The following is a 16,043-nucleotide window of genomic DNA, read 5'->3' on the forward strand; positions in this document are numbered from 1 at the left end:
AAATCCTCCCCGGAACGGGGAGGATCTGAAAGGTATCCCATGTTCCTGCGCACCCTTACCCTCGGCCTCTCGGCCTTCGCCCTCGCTCTCCCCACGCCCACGCTGGCGCAAAGCCGCCACCTCCTCGAATATCCCTCGATCCACTCCCCCGTCGTAGGCACGCGCGGAATGGTGGTCAGCCAGAACGAGATGGCGAGCGCGGTCGGGGCTCAGATCATGCGCGACGGCGGCAATGCCATCGACGCTGCGGTCGCGGTCGCCTTCGCCCTCGCCGTCACCCTGCCGCGCGCGGGCAATGTCGGCGGCGATGGCTTCATGACGGTCTATGACGCCAAGGCGAAACAGGTCCGCGTCATCGACTTTCGCGGCATCGCCCCGCGCGCGGCCACCGCGGCAATGTTCGTCGACAACAAGGGCAAGGAACGCGGCGTCGCTTCCTATGGCTATCTCGCCCCTTCGGTGCCCGGAAGCGTCGCGGGGCTGGAGCACGCTCACAAGAAATGGGGCAAGCTCCCCTGGGCCAAGGTCGTCGAACCCGCGCTCCGTCTCGCCCGCGATGGCGTCAAGCTCACCGCCGACGAAGCCTTCGTGTTTGGCTGGGGCCGCGAGCGGCTCGGCAACAGTGTCTCGGGCAAATCGGTCTTCTACAAGCCCGACGGAAGTCTCTACGCCAAGGACGAGGTGCTGAAACAGCCCGACCTCGCCTGGACGCTGGGCGAAATCCAGAAGGGCGGCGCCAAGGCCTTTTACACCGGGGAGATCGCCCGCCGGATCGAAGCGGACATGAAGGCCAATGGCGGCCTCATCACCATGGCCGACCTCGCCGCCTACAAGGCCGTCGAGCGCGACCCGCTGGTCGGCACCTATCGCGGGCACACCGTATATACCCCTCCACCGGCCAGCGCGGGCGGGGCGACATTGCTCAACATGCTCAACATCCTTGAGCATTTCGACATGAAGGCGATGGGTCAGGGCAGTGCCGCCTCGCTCCACATCCTCGCGGAGACGATGAAGCTTGCCTATGCCGACCGCTTCCGCGTGCTCGGCGACCCCGCCTTCGTCACCGCCCCGGTCAAGGGCTTCGTGTCCAAGGCCTATGCCGCCGAACGGGTGAAGCTGATCGCGCCCGACAAGGTGATCCCCGGTGCCGATGCCCCCGCATGGCGACCCGCTCAAATATGAAAGCCCCTCGACCACCCATTTCTCGGTCGCGGATGCCGACGGCAACGCCGTATCGGTCACCACCACGCTCGGCTCCGATTTCGGCTCCGGGGTGATGATTGCGAAGACCGGCATCCTGCTCAACAACCAGATGAACAATTTCAGCCATGAACAGGCATGGGAGGCACAGCGCAGCGGCACCCCCGCCCCCGCTCAACGCGATGGCCCCCGGCAAGCGGATGCTGTCCACCCAGATGCCGACGATCGTCTTCAAGGGCGACAAGCCCTGGCTCGTCACCGGCACGCCGGGCGGCAGCACGATCCCGACCACGGTGGTTCAGATCATCGTCAACGCGATCGACTATGGCCTCAACGTCGACGAGGCGACCCACCGTCCGCGCATCTATCAGGGAACCACCGCGTCGCTGCGCGTTGAACCCGGGTTCAACCCCGATACGGTTGCGGCGCTCAAGGCAAAGGGGCATCGCATCACTTCCGACGAAACCATGGGCAGCGCCCAGTCGATCATGATTACCGACTCTCTCTTCCTCGGCGGCGCCGATCCCCGCCGTCCCGGTGCCAAGGCAATCGAACCATGAACTCCCTGTTGAAGCCGCTTACCCTCACCCTCGCCGTCGCCGCGCTAGCCGCCTGCGCGCCGCGCGCGGGAACCGATACCAGTGCCACTGCGACCGCCCCCGCCGCGTCTGCGGAGCGTCAGGCCTTCGTCGCCGCCGCCCACCCGCTCGCGGTCGAAGCTGGCCTCAACGTGCTGCGCAAGGGCGGCAGCGCGGTCGACGCCGCGGTGGCGGTCCAGGCGATGCTCAGCCTGGTCGAACCACAGAGCAGCGGCCTTGGCGGCGGTGCGTTCATGGTCCGCTACGACGCCAAGACCAAGGCCGTCACCGTCTATGACGGCCGCGAAACCGCCCCGGCGGGCGCAACCCCCGACATGCTGATGGGCCCGGACGGCAAGCCGCTAGGCTTCCGCACCGCCGTCCTGTCGGGCCGCGCGACCGGCGTCCCCGGCGTCGTCCGCATGATGGCGCTGGCGCAGGAGAGGCACGGCAAGCTCAAATGGCGCGATCTGTTCGCCGATAGCGAGCGCACCGCCGCGAACGGCTTCACCGTCACCGGTCGCCTCGGCCGCTTCATCAACTCGGCCGCGCCTCAGGCCAGCACCCCCCGACTCGATCGCCTATTTCCGCAACGCGGATGGGACGAAGACCAAGGCCGGCGACACGCTGCGCAACCCCGCCTATGCCGCCTTCCTCCGCCGTCTCGCTGCCCAAGGCCCGGACGCGATGTACCGCGGCGAGACTGCCCGCCGCATCGTCGCCAGGGTGCGCGAAGGCGACTATGCCGGCAGCATGACCGAGGCGGACCTTGCCGCCTACAAGCCGGTCGTGCGCGAAGGCCTGTGCAACCCCTATCGCACCTATATCCTCTGCGCCCCGCCCCCGCCGTCATCGGGCGTCGGGCTGCTCCAGTTGATGGCGATGATCGAGCGCACCGACATCGGGGCACGCGGTCCCAACGACCCCGTCGCCTGGGTCAAATATGCCGAGGCCAGCCGCGTCATGTACGCCGACCGCGACGCCTATGTCGGCGATGTCGCGACCGTGCCGGTCAAGGGCATGCTCGACCCCGCCTATGTCGCCAGCCGCGCCGCGCTGATCGGCGATCGCGCCGGCCCCGCGCCCCAGCCCGGTACGCCCCCCGGCGCGGTCACCGCGCGGATCGATGCCACCAACGAAGTCGCCGGCACCTCGCACTTCATCGTCATCGACGGCGACGGCAACGCGGTGTCGATGACCACCACGGTCGAGAGCCTGTTCGGCACCGGCCGAATGGTCGATGGCTTCTTCCTCAACAACGAGATGACCGATTTCTCCTTCGTGCCCAGCGGCCCGAATGCGATCGCACCGGGCAAGCGTCCGCGCTCATCGATGGTCCCGACGGTCATCCTCCACCCCGACCGCAGCCTCGCCGGCGCGATCGGCTCGCCCGGCGGCAATGCGATCCTGGGTTACGTGTCCAAGGCTCTGGTGGGCATGATCGACTGGAAGCTCCCCGTCGCCGACGCCATCGCGCTCCCCAACCTCGTCGCGCGCGGCACCAGCTTCAACGGCGAAGCCGACAAGTTCGCCCCCGCCATGCTCGCCGCAATGGCCGAGCGCGGCGTCACCGTCCGCGCCGGATCGGGCGAGGATTCCGGCCTCCACGGCGTGATGATCCGCGACGGCAAGTTCGACGGCGGTGCCGACCCGCGCCGGGATGGCGTGGCGAAAACCATCACCCTGCCAGCGAGGAAATAGGATGCGCCACCTACTCGCCCCCATCGCCCTGATCATCGCCGCGCCCGTCGCCGCCCAGCAGGTACAGGTCGAGGAGGTCCAGTTCCTCAGCCGCGACGGCAAGACGCAGGTAAAGGGCTATCTGTTCAAACCAACCGACGCCCCCGCCAGGGCACCCGCAGTGGTGATGATGCACGGCCGCGGCGGCGCCTATTCGACCCTCGCCAAGGGCAAGTACGACGCCTCTACCCTCGCCTCGCGGCACAAGGCATGGGGCAAGCTCCTCGCCGAAAATGGTTATGTCGCGCTGATGGTCGATGATTTCGGCGCGGTCGGCCATCCCACCGGTTTCGCCGCCGGGACCTATGCCGATCGCCCGCCCGAGGTGGACGAGGTGAATTTCCGCCCGCTCCACGCCTATGGCGCGCTCCGCTACCTCCAGTCGCGCCCCGATGTCACCGGCAACCGCGTCGCCCTGCTCGGCTGGTCGAACGGCGGCAGTGCCACGCTCGCCGCAATGGCCGACGACAAGCCAGGCGACATGCGCAAGATCGGCTTCGCCGCCGGCGTCGCGCTCTACCCCGGCTGCGGCCTCAAGAAGCGTTTCGACAAGGACGGCTACAAACCCTACCACCCCGTCCGCGTCTTCATGGGCACCGCCGACGAAGAGGTCTCGCCCAAGCTCTGCGAAACCTTCGTCGCGCGCAGCAAGGCCAAGGGCCACGACATCGCGCTCCGCATGTTCGAAGGCGCGACCCACAGCTACGACACCCCCACCAAATCGCGCCAGTCGGTCGCGGCGAACGTGACGGCCAAGGCCGCGACGGAGGCCGATATCCTCGCCTTCCTGGCGGAGCGGCTAAAGAAGTAAAATTCCTCCCCGGAACGGGGAGGGGGACCATGCGCAGCATGGTGGAGGGGGCCCGAGGCAAAGGAATCCCGTGCCTCGGGCCCCCTCCGTCAGCGCTACGCGCTGCCACCTCCCCGTGCCGGGGAGGATTTGCGACCAATCACCCCTTGCCCCCCACCCCCCGCCATACGCCAAAGCCCCCAGCAATGACTGCCCGCATCGACATGGGACTCGACAGCGGCGGCAACCCGGTTGCCGTCGATCTGGAGGAGTTGCTCGCCACCCGCCTGCTCGTTCAGGGCAATTCGGGCTCGGGCAAGTCGCACCTTTTGCGCCGCCTGCTTGAGGGCAGCGCGGGTTACGTCCAGCAGGTCGTGGTCGACCCCGAGGGCGATTTCGTCAGCCTGTCCGACGCCTTCGGCCATATCGCGGTCGACGCCGCCGAATATAGCCTCACCGAACTCGCCCGCCTCGCGCTGCGCGTCCGCGAGCACCGCGCCAGCGTCGTCCTCAATCTCGAAGGGCTCGAGATCGACGGCCAGATGCGCGCCGCCGCCGCCTTCCTCTCCGCGCTGTTCGACGCCCCGCGGGAACATTGGTACCCCGTCCTCACCGTGGTCGACGAAGCCCAGCTCTTCGCCCCCGCCGCCGCCGGCGAAGTGACCGAGGAAGCCCGCCGCACTTCGCTCGCCGCGATGACCAACCTCATGTGCCGCGGCCGCAAGCGTGGCCTCGCCGGCGTCATCGCCACCCAGCGCCTCGCCAAGCTCGCCAAGAATGTCGCCGCCGAAGCCTCGAACTTCCTGATGGGCCGCACCTTTCTCGACATCGACATGGCCCGCGCCGCCGACCTGCTCGGCATGGACCGCCGTCAGGCCGACACGATCCGGGACCTTGCGCGCGGCGAGTTCCTCGCGCTCGGCCCGGCGATCACCCGCCGCCCGATCAGCGTCCGCATCGGCGCGGTGCAGACCGGGTCGAAAGCGGTCAGCCCCAAGCTCACCCCGCTGCCCACCGCCCCGACCGGCGAGATGCGCGACATGCTCTTCGCCCCGCCGACTGAGGACGAGCTACCACCCCCGCCGCCCCCGCCCCGGTGCCGATGGCCGATCTGATGCGCGCCGTCGCCACCCCCGCGCCCGCACCTGTCCCCGACATGCCGGTGCTTGAGGAAGGCGAACAGGAAGAGATCCGCCGCGCGATCCTCGCCGAAATCGGGTCAGAGGACAGCCGCGCCCCGCTCGCCACGATCTTTCAGGACTATGGCGTGCGCTGCAAAATGCGCGGCGTCGATCCGGGCATGGACTTGCCCGCCTTCCGCAGTGCGCTCGCGCTCGCCCGCGCCGGGATCACCGACCGCACCGGCTGGGACGACGCGCTCACCCTCGCCGCGTCGCTGCCAGAAGAGATGCTCGCCCCCCTTCCTCGGCATCGCCAAGGCTGCGCGCGCGGGCGAGCCCTGCCCGTCGGACGCGCGCATCGCCGCGCTCTACGGCACCAGCTCGATGGGCCGCGCCAAGCGCATGATGGCGCATATCGAGGAAAAGGGCCTGATCGTCGCGCGCACCGACCTGTCGGGCAAGCGTAGCGTCAGCCTCCCCCATCTCGGCTGGACCACCGCGCCCTCCTGGCCCGACCCGGCCAAGCCCCCGCCCGTCGGCCGTACCGCAGTACGCGCCGCCGAACGCGCGAAACTAATCTAGGGTCGTTTCAGCCAGCGGTTCCGGCGCGCTCAGCCGGCAGCGATCACCCATCCCGCGGCGACCAGTACGCCGCATGCGGCAATCGCTTCGATATAAACCAGAATTCGCGGTTCGCGCTGCGCCGGATCCTCCGGCACTTCGCGGAGCAGATCGGTTGCGGTGGCAATCAACGGTATGCGCATCGTCACTCTCCCCCAAGAGTAGGGACATGCTGCGCCTCTCCACGCGCGATGTCGAGTCACAGATTCGTCACATCGCGCGCAGCATACCCGAAACGGGATTCAAGGTGACACACCCGCCGCCCCGGCGCGCGCGGCGACCAGAAACTCGACATTCCCCTCCGGCCCGGTGATCGGGCTGGTCGTCACCCCCGCGACGCTCCAGCCCAGCTCTTCCAGCCACGCCACAACCTCACCGCACACCCGCTCATGCACCGCGGCATCGCGCACCACGCCGCCCTTGCCGACCTCGCCGCGCCCCGCCTCGAACTGCGGCTTGATCAGCGCGACCACCCACGCCCCTTCGCGCACGAACGCGAACGGCCGCTCCAGCACCTTGGACAGCGAAATGAAGCTCGCATCGCACACCACGATGTCTACGGACTCGGGAATGTGCGCCGCGGTCAGCACCCGCGCGCTGGTCTGCTCATGCACCACCACGCGCTCGTCCTGCCGCAGCTTCCACGCCAGCTGGTTGGTCCCGCTGTCCACCGCATAGACGCGGGTCGCCCCCCGGCTCAGCAGCACATCGGTAAAGCCCCCGGTCGACGACCCCACATCGATCGCCACCATACCCGCAGGGTCGATCCCGAAATGGTCGAGCGCATGCGCCAGCTTGACCCCGCCGCGCGACACCCAGGGATGGTCGCGGCCCTTCACCATCAGCGGCGCATCGGGCGCGATCGGCTGGCCCGGCTTGTCCACGCGCTTGTCGCCGCTGAACACCAGCCCCGCCAGGATCAACGCCTGCGCCCGCGTGCGGCTCTCGGCAAGCCCGCGTTCGACGAGCAGCTGATCGGGTCGTGTCTTGGCCATGCGCCCGTCTAACCGCTCCCCACCCTCTCGTCACCCCGGCCTTGAGCCGGGGCCCAGCTTCTTCTGCCTGCCTGCCGGACGGCGAGGCCCGATGTGCCTCAGCGAAAAACCCCCTTTCCTACAACGAACCATATAGGTTATCGCGAGTCGGCAAAGAGGAACAAATCATGACCATCGACCAACTGATCGACGACGTGATCGCCCGAGAGGGCGGCTATAGCGACCACCCCGCCGACCGTGGCGGCCCGACGCGCTGGGGCGTGACCGAGCGGGTCGCCCGCGCCCACGGCTATTCCGGCGACATGCGCGTCTTTCCCCGCAGCGAAGCCGCCGCCATCTACCGCCGCCTCTACTGGCTGCGTCCGCGCTTCGACCAGGTCGCGCAGCGCGCGCCCGCGCTCGCCGCCGAACTGTTCGACACCGGCGTCAACATGGGCCCGGCGGTCGCCGCGCGCTTCCTGCAACGCGCGCTCAACGGCCTCAACCGCAACGGCCGCGACTATCCCGACATGGGCGTCGACGGCCAGATCGGCCCCATCACCCTCGCCGCCCTCGCCGCGTTTCTCGACACGCGCGGCCCGCCCGGCGAGCGCGTGCTGCTCAAGGCGGTCGAGGCACTGCAGGGCGAACGCTACATCGCGCTCGCCGAAGGCCGCCCCGCCAACGAAGCCTTTCTCTACGGCTGGCTCGCGAACCGCATCGGTTCGTAAGCCCGCAATTTTGTCAGCAGTGTCAGGAGACCCATCATGAGTGTCATTGCCAGCCTGATCGGCCCGATCGCCGGTCTGATCGACAAGATCATCCCCGACCCCAAGGCGCGCGACGCCGCCAAGCTCGAACTTCTCAAGCTGCAAGGCACGCAGGAGATGGAGGCGGTCCGCACCCAGCTCTCGGCAATCGTCGCGGAGGCGCAATCCCCCGACCCCTGGACCAGCCGCGCCCGCCCCAGCTTCCTCTACGTCATGTATGCGCTGCTGCTCTGGGCGATCCCGATGGGCCTGATCGGCGCGGTCCAGCCCGACATGGCCACGGGCATCGCGGCAAGCATGAACGCCTATCTCTCCGGCATCCCGGAATCGCTCTACGCGCTCTTCGGCACCGGCTATCTCGGCTACACCGCCGCGCGCCAATGGGGAAAGATCAAGGGCGTCGAGAAATAAGGGCGCGAAGCTGACAGGATCGCGGCGTTTCCGCGGAACTTCGTCAGTTTCGGGCGGGGGGTCTTGGCAAGTCCGAGACCCCTTCCCCATATCCCGGCGCATGAGCGACAAGATACAATGGCACGGCACGACAATCCTTTCCGTGCGCAAGGGCGGCCGCGTGGTCATCGCCGGCGACGGCCAGGTCTCGCAGGGTTCGACCGTGATGAAACCCAATGCCCGCAAGGTCCGCCCGCTGGGTGACGGCAGCGTCATCGCCGGGTTCGCCGGCGCCACCGCCGACGCCTTCACCCTGTTCGAGCGGCTGGAAAGCAAGCTCGAACGCCATCAGGGCCAGCTGCTCCGCGCCGCGGTCGAGCTGGCCAAGGACTGGCGCACCGACAAATATCTCCGCAACCTCGAAGCGATGCTGATCGTCGCGGACAAGGCGACGACGCTGATCGTCACCGGCAACGGCGACGTCCTCGAACCCGAAGCCGGCATCGCCGCGATCGGATCGGGCGGCAATTTCGCCCTCGCCGCCGCCCGCGCGCTCAACGATTACGAGCCGGATGCCGAGACGATGTGCCGCAAGGCAATGGCGATCGCCGCCGAGCTGTGCGTCTATACCAACGACCGCCTCACCATCGAATCGCTCGACGCAGCCGCATGAAATTCCGGATCGATTACAACCCCCGCCTGAACCGCCTTCAGGTCGAAATCCGCGACTTGTGGACGGTCGAGACGGTGCGCGATTTCGCGGCGGCATCGGGTGCCAAGGCACAGGAGGTCCGCGCGATCCGCGACGATTACGACGTGCTGATCGACTCGCGCCACTTCCCGGTTCAGACCAATGAGGTCGCCGACCTCCTGCCCCAGATCGCCGAGGGCGGACTGGCGCTCACCACCGGCCGCGCCGCATCGGTGGTCGGCAGCCACCTCAACAAGATGCAGGCGGAGCGCACCCAGACCCATCCGCGCCTGCGCATCTTCATGACCATGGCGGAAGCCGAAGCATGGCTCGCCGCAGCACCCGACGCCGAACTTCAATCGACCGCATCGAACCAGAGAATTTGATTCAAAAGATGACCGACTCCCTCACCCCCAAAGCCATCGTCGCCGCGCTCGACGCGCACATCATCGGCCAGCGCGACGCCAAGCGCGCGGTCGCCGTCGCGCTGCGCAACCGCTGGCGCCGCCAGCAGCTCAAGGCCGATCTGCGCGACGAAGTGACGCCCAAGAACATCCTGATGATCGGCCCGACCGGCTGCGGCAAGACCGAGATCAGCCGCCGTCTGGCCAAGCTCGCCGACGCCCCGTTCGTGAAGGTCGAAGCGACCAAATTCACCGAAGTCGGCTATGTCGGCCGCGACGTCGAACAGATCGCCCGCGATCTCGTGGAAGAGGCGATCCGCCTCGAACGCGAACGCCGCCGCGCTGCGGTGAAGGACAAGGCCGAAGCCGCGGCGATGACCCGGTTGCTCGACGCGCTCACCGGCAAGGACAGCAGCCAGGCGACCCGCGAAGCCTTCCGTGCGCGCCTCAACGAAGGGCATCTCGACAACACCGAAATCGAGATCGAGGTCGAAGCCTCGGGCGGCATGCCGTTCGACATCCCCGGCGCGGGGCCGCAGATGATCAACCTCGGCGAGATGATGAAGGGCCTGGGCGGCCCCCAGCTCAAGCGCCGCAAGATGAATGTCCACGCCGCCTGGGCCAAGCTGGTCGAGGAGGAAGCCGACAAGCGCCTCGATCAGGACGATGTCGCCCGCGTCGCGCTGGCCGACGCCGAGGCGAACGGCATCGTCTTCCTCGACGAGATCGACAAGATCGCGGTCAGCGACGTGCGCGGCGGCAGCGTCAGCCGCGAGGGCGTCCAGCGCGACCTGCTCCCGCTGATCGAGGGCACCACGGTCGCCACCAAATACGGCCCGATGAAGACCGACCATATCCTGTTCATCGCCAGCGGCGCGTTCCACGTCGCCAAGCCCAGCGACCTGCTCCCCGAACTCCAGGGCCGCCTCCCCATCCGCGTTGAGCTCAAGGGCCTGACCGAGGATGATTTCGTCGCGATCCTCTCGGACACCAAGGCGTCGCTGCCCGAACAGTACCGCGCGCTGATCGGCACCGAGGGGGTCGACGTCCGCTTCACCGACGACGGCATCCGCGCCGTCGCCCGCATCGCCGCCGAGGTGAATGGCGAGATCGAAAATATCGGCGCCCGCCGCCTCCAGACGGTGATGGAAAAGCTGCTCGAGGAAGTCAGCTTCGACGCCGAGGACCGCTCAGGTACAGCCCTCGTCGTCGACGCCGCTTATGTCGACAGCCAGCTGGCGAGCATCGCCCGGAATACGGATTTGAGCCGATACGTCCTCTAACCTCTCGTCACCCCGGGCTTGACCCGGGGCCCAGCTTCTTCTGAAACGGCGGGAGGGCAGCTGGGCCCCGGTCAAGGCCGGGGTGACGAAGAAAAGGACAGCAGGCGATGAAACTCTGGGCCATCGCCGCCGCGCTGCTCGCAGCCCTCCCCGCCGCAGCCCAAAACCGCCCCCCGTGCCGCGAAGTCGCCGACACCCCCCCACATCCAGATCGCCCCAGACGCCGCCCAGCAACTCGCGCAAATCGGCCTCGACCGCACCGCGATCTTCGCCCGGATGCGCGAAACGTCGATCCCCGAGACGATGGGCTGCTGGGCAATGCCCGTCGGCAATTTCGACAGCCAGCTCGTCTCGGTCGGCATGGCCCAGCGCAACTACGGCACCGGCAGCCTCCAGCCCCAGCTGATCGCCTGGCGCGAAAGCTTCCATAGCCGCCGCAAGTTCAAGCGAGCCCTCCGCGACCTCGCCCCGACCTATGGCAAACTGCTCTTCTCGAAGGACTGCCTGAAAGTCCCCGTCCGCGACAAATGCCGCACCGGCATCCTCGCGGCGCATGGCGAGGACGGAAAACTCAACCCCACCGCCCTCGCCGAACTCACCGCGCTGTTCGAACATGACGCGATGCTTCAGGTCCAGACCGACACCTATGTCACCCTCCTCCTCGAAGTCCGCGCCGAACTCTTCCGCCTCTGGCCCACCGGCCCGATCACCCCGCGCAAGGTCAAATGGGCGATCGACACCCGCGTCCAGCAAAAGACCCTGCCCGGCGACGAAGACGTCGCCCGCCTCCGCCGCAAGCTCGGCGACCTCACGCCCGAACAGCGCCCGCAACGGCTCAAGGCGATGCTCGCCTGGTACCAAGGGCTCAGCGAAGCAGTCGATCAGGACGGCGTCAGCCGCGACTATGCCTGGAACGTAGCGCAATGGACCTGCCTGATCGACGCAGGCCGCGTCGACGACGAACAGTACGAACTCCTCCACCTCACCTTCCTGCGCAGCCGCACCGCCACCGGCAATGCCGGCCGCTGGCAGGCCCTGACCTTCTCCCGCCGGGCGAAAATCATTCTTGGCGTAGGTAGCGTCAGCGGGGTCCGGGACGGCGGTTGTCCCGCCGTCCCGTCGCCAACCGGCGGTTAGAAGCGCGCCCGCACCCCTCCAATCACCGTCCGCCCCTCACCCGGGTGAAAGATTGCACTCGCCGCGCTCGCGCTGATCGCCGCCGACTGATCCGACACATAATGCCTGTCGGTCAGGTTCCGCGCATCGACGAACAAAGTCACCCCACCCAGCTCAAACCCGGCGCCGATACCCAGCAACGCATAGCCCGGCACCTTCATCATATTGCGATAGTCCGCCCAGGTCGCGCGCGGTCGCCAGTCGAAATTCGGCTCGACGAACACCCCGCTCCCGCCCTCATACCGCAACGAGGCCCGGTACGAATGCACCGGCGCGATCGGCAGCCGATTGTCGCCATAGACCGCATCCCCATCGAACCGGAAATCCGACCAGCCATAGGTCTGGCGCAGCCGCAACCGCCCCTCCGGCCCATCCAGGATCCACCAGTCGACACTCGCCTCGATCCCCTGATGCACCGTCTCGTCGGCGTTGAAGATCGTCGAAGGAATCGTCGGCGACGTCAGGAAGCTCAGCAACTCCCCCTTCACCCACGCGCGATAGGCGGTGACATCCCACGCCACCGCGCCGCTGCGCCCGCGCGTCCCGATCTCCGCCGTCCACGCCCGCTGCGGATCGAGCGGCACGAACACCGACCCGAGCAGGTTCGTCTGCGCCAGCGCCCCGAAATGCGGCGGCTCGACCGACCGCGTGACATTGGCATAAACCTGCGCATCGCCGGTCTCGAACAACAGCCCGACACGCGGCGCGAGCCATTCATAGTCCTGCTCGGCCACGCGCCCGTTCAGCCGGTTCAGATAATCGCGCCCGGCATGGCCCCAGCTCGCCCCGCCCACCAGCGCCAGTCCCTCGGTCACGAACAGCCGCCCCTCGGCAAACAGGTCGATCGCATTGGCCATCTGCCGCGCATCGCCAATCCGCGCGCCCTGCGCCCCGGCGGCATTGACGAACAGATCCTGCTCCGTCCCGCCCTCGCGATAGAATGCGCCGAAGAACAAATCGGCCTTCATGCCCGCGAGCTCACCCTTCCAGTCGAACCGCCCGAACGCGCCCTGCGTATCGGTGTCCTGCAGGATGAACACGCCGACCGGGTGATACAGGTCGGTCTGCGTCGCATAGACCCCGCCCTCGAACGTCAGGCTGTCGCTCAGTCGCAACCGCGTCTGGAGCGTGCCACGGAACGTCCCCAGATTGCGCCGCTGGTTCTGCGCCACCACCGTCGTCCCCGGCGCACGCGGGTTGGTCAGCGCCTGCCCCAGCGTCACCGTCCCCGGCACGCCCTGATAGATGTCCGCAGCATAGAGGATCGCGCGGACCTCATGATCCTCACCGAACGACCAGCCCAGATTCAGCGTGCCCCGAACCTGATCCTGATAGCCCTGCACGCGATAGCCATCGCTGTGGAAGGCGTTGACCCCGGCATAGAAATCGAACGCGCCCGATGTGCCCGCGACCTGCGCCACCCCGCGCACCGTCTCGTAGCTCCCACCCTCGACCCGCACCAGCACCGGCGACTGCGCGGTCTTGCCATTGGGCGTCACGAAATTGATCGCCCCGCCCAGCTGCGCCCCGCCAAAGCGCAGCGCATTGCCGCCCTTGTAGACTTCGACAAAGCGCGCCCCCAGCGGATCGATCTTCTGGAAATCCGAAAAGCCGTCGGCATCGGCGAACGGCACCCCGTCCTGCGCCAGCATCACGCCGCGCTGGTGGAAACTCTGGTCCAGCCCCGATCCCCGGATCGACAGCCGCCCCTCCTCGCCATAGCGCTTGGCGGCGAGCACCCCCGGCACGTCGCGCAATATGTCGGGCGTCCCGACCGCGAACCGATCCTCATAGGCTTCGGCGGCGACCACCGACACCGACCCCGGCGTCCGCGCCAGCCGCTCGCGGGCTTCGGCGACGACGGGCGGGTCTTCGGGATTGGCCTTGGCGGTGACGATGATCACCGGCACCTGATCGCTGTCATCGGCAAGGGCCGGAGTCGCAAGGCAGCTGGCCGCAAGCAACGCGGCCGAAAAATGGGTCTTCATAAGATTTGCATTCCTGATCGGCGCACCACCGGCCGTCGCCCGCGTCACCCTCACCCTTCCCACCGCCTTCGGCGGCGGGCCCCCTTCCCTCTCCCATTGGGAGAGGGAGGGAGGCGCGAAGCGCCGGAAGGGTGAGGGTGACCGCAAGGCGCGCTGACGCGGTGAGGCGCTAGCTATTCAAAACGGTCGAAAGGATCAGGAAAAAACCGGCGGCCCGCGCATCGGCGGCCACAACTGCCGCGCCCGGGCAACGCGCGGAACCGCAACCCCGGCAAACCCCAGCGCGAGGATGAACGCCAGCGCCCCGGCCAGCAGCACCGGGTCCACCCCCGGCAGCATATCCAGCCCCAGCCCGGCAAATGTACAAGGCTGCCCCGCCACCCGGCTCGCGCCGTCCGGTTTCGTGGGCATCCCCGGCACGTCGATCTCGACTTGCTGCTGGCCCATGCCGGTACATACCATCACGGTGATCGTGCCAGCCTGCTGCACCGGCATATACCCCGCCGGCACGACAAGCTTCATCGCCAGCGCCAGCGCAATCAGCGCCGCCGCCCACCAGCGATGCGAAAGGATCAGCCCCCGGAACACGGCGTGGCGGTTAGCGGCTGGAAACCCGCCTGTCATCGGCTAAAGGGGCGGACAAATTGTCTCAGGGACCGACCATGGTAACGATCAAGACCGACGACCTCATCGACAGCGTCGCCGACGCGCTTCAGTTCATCAGCTACTATCACCCGATGGACTATATCCGCGCGCTGGGCGTGGCGTATGAGGCCGAACAGTCCCCCGCCGCCAAGGACGCGATCGCCCAGATCCTGACCAACAGCCGCATGTGCGCCGAGGGGCATCGCCCGATCTGTCAGGACACCGGCATCGTCAACGTCTTCGTCAAATGGGGCATGAACTGCCAGCTCGACGACACCTCGCGCTCGCTTCAGGACGTGGTCGATGAAGGCGTCCGCCGTGCCTATCTCCACCCCGAAAACAAGCTGCGCGCCTCGGTCCTCGCCGACCCCGCCTTCACCCGCCGCAACACCCGCGACAACACCCCCTGCGTGCTCCATGTCGAGCTGGTCGCGGGTGACAAGGTCCATATCGACGTCGCGGCCAAGGGCGGCGGCAGCGAGAACAAGTCCAAGTTCAAGATGATGAACCCCAGTGACTCGATCGTCGACTGGGTGCTCGAAATGCTGCCCCAGATGGGCGCGGGCTGGTGCCCGCCCGGCATGCTCGGCATCGGCATCGGCGGCACCGCCGAACATTGCGTCCTCCTCGCCAAAAAGGCGCTGATGGAACAGATCGACATGGCCAGCCTCAAGCAGCGCGGGCCCCAGAACGACCTCGAAGCGCTGCGCATCGAGATTTTCGACAAGGTGAACGCACTCGGCATCGGCGCACAGGGGCTGGGCGGCCTCGCCACCATCCTCGACGTCAAGATCATGGACGCGCCCTGCCACGCCGCGGGCAAGCCGGTGGCGATGATCCCCAATTGCGCTGCCACTCGCCACGCGCACTTCACGCTGGACGGCAGCGGACCGGCCTATCTCGAAGCGCCGAAGCTCGACGAATGGCCGAACGTCAACTGGACGCCGGACAAGGCCGCGATCCGCGTCGATCTCGACGCGCTGACGCCCGAGGTCGTGCAAAGCTGGAAGCAGGGCGACCGCCTGCTGCTCAACGGCAAGATGCTCACCGGCCGCGACGCCGCGCACAAGCGGATCGCCGACATGCTCGCTGCGGGACAGGAGCTCCCCGTCGAGTTCAAGGGCCGCGTCATCTATTATGTCGGCCCGGTCGATCCGGTGGGCGAGGAAGTCGTCGGCCCTGCCGGCCCCACCACCGCGACGCGCATGGACAAGTTCACCCGCATGATGCTTGACCAGGGCCTGCTCGCGATGGTCGGCAAGGCCGAACGCGGCCCCGCCGCGACCGACGCGATCCGCGACGCCAAGTCCGCCTATCTCATGGCCGTCGGCGGCGCCGCCTATCTCGTCGCCCGCGCGATCAAGGGCAGCAAGGTCGTCGGCTTCGAGGATCTCGGCATGGAAGCGATCTACGAATTCGAGGTCCAGGACTTCCCCGTCACCGTCGCCGTCGATGCGGAGGGCAACAACGTCCACCAACTCGCGCCTTTGGTATGGAAGGACAAGATCGCGAAGGAAAAGCTGCTGGCCTGACGGTCGCCCCGGCGAGGGCCGGGGCCGCCATGATCTTGGTCTTCAATTACCTCTCCCCTTGATAGGGGAGAGGATAGCGAAGCATGGCAGCTTGCTGCCTTAGCGCAGCTTGGAGAGGGGTAGAGCGGAGCGACGCTCCG

14 protein-coding genes and 3 pseudogenes are annotated in these 16,043 nt (G+C 67.5%); 13 read left to right on the top strand and 4 right to left on the bottom strand.

Annotation, left to right across the window (positions count from 1 at the left end; genetic code table 11):
• Positions 1–39 precede the first annotated feature (39 nt).
• The 6 genes and pseudogenes from LRS08_RS02795 to LRS08_RS02820 all read left to right on the top strand — a co-directional run bounded on the left by LRS08_RS02795 (position 40) and on the right by LRS08_RS02820 (position 6,011).
• Entirely contained in the window at positions 40–1,182 is a 1,143-nt protein-coding gene (locus LRS08_RS02795) for a gamma-glutamyltransferase family protein (protein WP_260481304.1), read from the top strand.
• Positions 1,151–1,273: pseudogene (locus LRS08_RS02800) on the top strand (gamma-glutamyltransferase); the annotation flags it as partial. The gene LRS08_RS02795 and the pseudogene LRS08_RS02800, both read left to right, overlap by 32 nt.
• A 55-nt stretch (positions 1,274–1,328) precedes the next feature.
• Positions 1,329–1,760 carry a gamma-glutamyltransferase gene (locus LRS08_RS02805; RefSeq protein ID WP_260481305.1) on the top strand — a complete coding sequence of 144 codons (432 nt, stop codon included), beginning with the start codon at positions 1,329–1,331 and terminating at the stop codon, positions 1,758–1,760.
• 221 nt (positions 1,761–1,981) lie between these two features.
• Positions 1,982–3,479: pseudogene (locus LRS08_RS02810) on the top strand (gamma-glutamyltransferase family protein).
• Position 3,480: 1 nt separating this feature from the next.
• Entirely contained in the window at positions 3,481–4,329 is an 849-nt protein-coding gene (locus tag LRS08_RS02815; protein ID WP_257844996.1) for a dienelactone hydrolase family protein, read from the top strand.
• Positions 4,330–4,514: 185 nt separating this feature from the next.
• Positions 4,515–6,011, top strand: a pseudogene (locus LRS08_RS02820) (helicase HerA domain-containing protein).
• 29 nt (positions 6,012–6,040) lie between these two features.
• On the opposite strand, the gene LRS08_RS02825 reads toward LRS08_RS02820, so the two are convergent.
• Positions 6,041–6,193: a hypothetical protein gene (locus tag LRS08_RS02825; protein WP_257844994.1), complete on the bottom strand. Its 153-nt coding sequence runs from the start codon at positions 6,191–6,193 to the stop codon at positions 6,041–6,043.
• A 99-nt stretch (positions 6,194–6,292) separates the two neighbouring features.
• On the bottom strand, positions 6,293–7,045 hold the full coding sequence (locus LRS08_RS02830) for a TlyA family RNA methyltransferase (protein ID WP_257844993.1): 753 nt from the start codon (positions 7,043–7,045) through the stop codon (positions 6,293–6,295).
• A gap of 167 nt (positions 7,046–7,212) precedes the next feature.
• Between LRS08_RS02830 and LRS08_RS02835 the strand changes: the two genes are divergently transcribed.
• The 6 genes from LRS08_RS02835 (at position 7,213) to LRS08_RS02860 (ending at position 11,699) form a co-directional block, all read left to right on the top strand.
• A complete protein-coding gene (locus tag LRS08_RS02835; RefSeq protein WP_257844992.1) occupies positions 7,213–7,755 on the top strand; it encodes a glycoside hydrolase family 108 protein in 543 nt (180 codons plus the stop codon).
• A gap of 36 nt (positions 7,756–7,791) precedes the next feature.
• Positions 7,792–8,205 carry a holin family protein gene (locus LRS08_RS02840; RefSeq protein ID WP_257844991.1) on the top strand — a complete coding sequence of 138 codons (414 nt, stop codon included), beginning with the start codon at positions 7,792–7,794 and terminating at the stop codon, positions 8,203–8,205.
• Positions 8,206–8,305: 100 nt separating this feature from the next.
• Positions 8,306–8,857, top strand: coding sequence for an ATP-dependent protease subunit HslV (gene hslV, locus LRS08_RS02845; RefSeq protein WP_260481306.1), 552 nt, complete (start codon positions 8,306–8,308; stop codon positions 8,855–8,857).
• Positions 8,854–9,261 carry a hypothetical protein gene (locus tag LRS08_RS02850; RefSeq protein WP_257844989.1) on the top strand — a complete coding sequence of 136 codons (408 nt, stop codon included), beginning with the start codon at positions 8,854–8,856 and terminating at the stop codon, positions 9,259–9,261. Before hslV ends, LRS08_RS02850 begins: the two co-directional genes overlap by 4 nt.
• Before the next feature lie 8 nt (positions 9,262–9,269).
• A complete protein-coding gene (gene hslU, locus LRS08_RS02855; protein WP_257844988.1) occupies positions 9,270–10,562 on the top strand; it encodes an ATP-dependent protease ATPase subunit HslU in 1,293 nt (430 codons plus the stop codon).
• A gap of 276 nt (positions 10,563–10,838) precedes the next feature.
• A complete protein-coding gene (locus tag LRS08_RS02860) occupies positions 10,839–11,699 on the top strand; it encodes a hypothetical protein (RefSeq protein ID WP_257844987.1) in 861 nt (286 codons plus the stop codon).
• On the opposite strand, the gene LRS08_RS02865 is transcribed toward LRS08_RS02860, so the two are convergent.
• Positions 11,696–13,726 (bottom strand): TonB-dependent receptor family protein, encoded by a 2,031-nt coding sequence (locus LRS08_RS02865; RefSeq protein WP_260481307.1) that lies wholly within the window; start codon positions 13,724–13,726, stop codon positions 11,696–11,698. The genes LRS08_RS02860 and LRS08_RS02865 overlap by 4 nt on opposite strands.
• A gap of 195 nt (positions 13,727–13,921) precedes the next feature.
• A complete protein-coding gene (locus LRS08_RS02870) occupies positions 13,922–14,314 on the bottom strand; it encodes a hypothetical protein (protein ID WP_257844985.1) in 393 nt (130 codons plus the stop codon).
• Positions 14,315–14,388: 74 nt separating this feature from the next.
• On the opposite strand from LRS08_RS02870, the gene LRS08_RS02875 reads away from it, so the two are divergent.
• Entirely contained in the window at positions 14,389–15,903 is a 1,515-nt protein-coding gene (locus LRS08_RS02875) for a fumarate hydratase (RefSeq protein ID WP_257844984.1), read from the top strand.
• Positions 15,904–16,043 lie beyond the last annotated feature (140 nt).

The sequence above is a fragment of the Sphingomonas sp. J315 genome, from assembly GCF_024666595.1.
Classification (GTDB): domain Bacteria; phylum Pseudomonadota; class Alphaproteobacteria; order Sphingomonadales; family Sphingomonadaceae; genus Sphingomonas.

Bases quoted from the DNA above. Each gene is read 5' to 3' on its own strand.
- LRS08_RS02795 (WP_260481304.1), top strand. From the start codon at position 40: ATGTTCCTGCGCACCCTTACCCTCGGCCTCTCGGCCTTCGCCCTCGCT.
- LRS08_RS02805 (WP_260481305.1), top strand. From the start codon at position 1,329: ATGAACAGGCATGGGAGGCACAGCGCAGCGGCACCCCCGCCCCCGCTC.
- LRS08_RS02815 (WP_257844996.1), top strand. From the start codon at position 3,481: ATGCGCCACCTACTCGCCCCCATCGCCCTGATCATCGCCGCGCCCGTC.
- LRS08_RS02825 (WP_257844994.1), bottom strand. From the start codon at position 6,193: ATGCGCATACCGTTGATTGCCACCGCAACCGATCTGCTCCGCGAAGTG.
- LRS08_RS02830 (WP_257844993.1), bottom strand. From the start codon at position 7,045: ATGGCCAAGACACGACCCGATCAGCTGCTCGTCGAACGCGGGCTTGCC.
- LRS08_RS02835 (WP_257844992.1), top strand. From the start codon at position 7,213: ATGACCATCGACCAACTGATCGACGACGTGATCGCCCGAGAGGGCGGC.
- LRS08_RS02840 (WP_257844991.1), top strand. From the start codon at position 7,792: ATGAGTGTCATTGCCAGCCTGATCGGCCCGATCGCCGGTCTGATCGAC.
- hslV (WP_260481306.1), top strand. From the start codon at position 8,306: ATGAGCGACAAGATACAATGGCACGGCACGACAATCCTTTCCGTGCGC.
- LRS08_RS02850 (WP_257844989.1), top strand. From the start codon at position 8,854: ATGAAATTCCGGATCGATTACAACCCCCGCCTGAACCGCCTTCAGGTC.
- hslU (WP_257844988.1), top strand. From the start codon at position 9,270: ATGACCGACTCCCTCACCCCCAAAGCCATCGTCGCCGCGCTCGACGCG.
- LRS08_RS02860 (WP_257844987.1), top strand. From the start codon at position 10,839: ATGCGCGAAACGTCGATCCCCGAGACGATGGGCTGCTGGGCAATGCCC.
- LRS08_RS02865 (WP_260481307.1), bottom strand. From the start codon at position 13,726: ATGAAGACCCATTTTTCGGCCGCGTTGCTTGCGGCCAGCTGCCTTGCG.
- LRS08_RS02875 (WP_257844984.1), top strand. From the start codon at position 14,389: ATGGTAACGATCAAGACCGACGACCTCATCGACAGCGTCGCCGACGCG.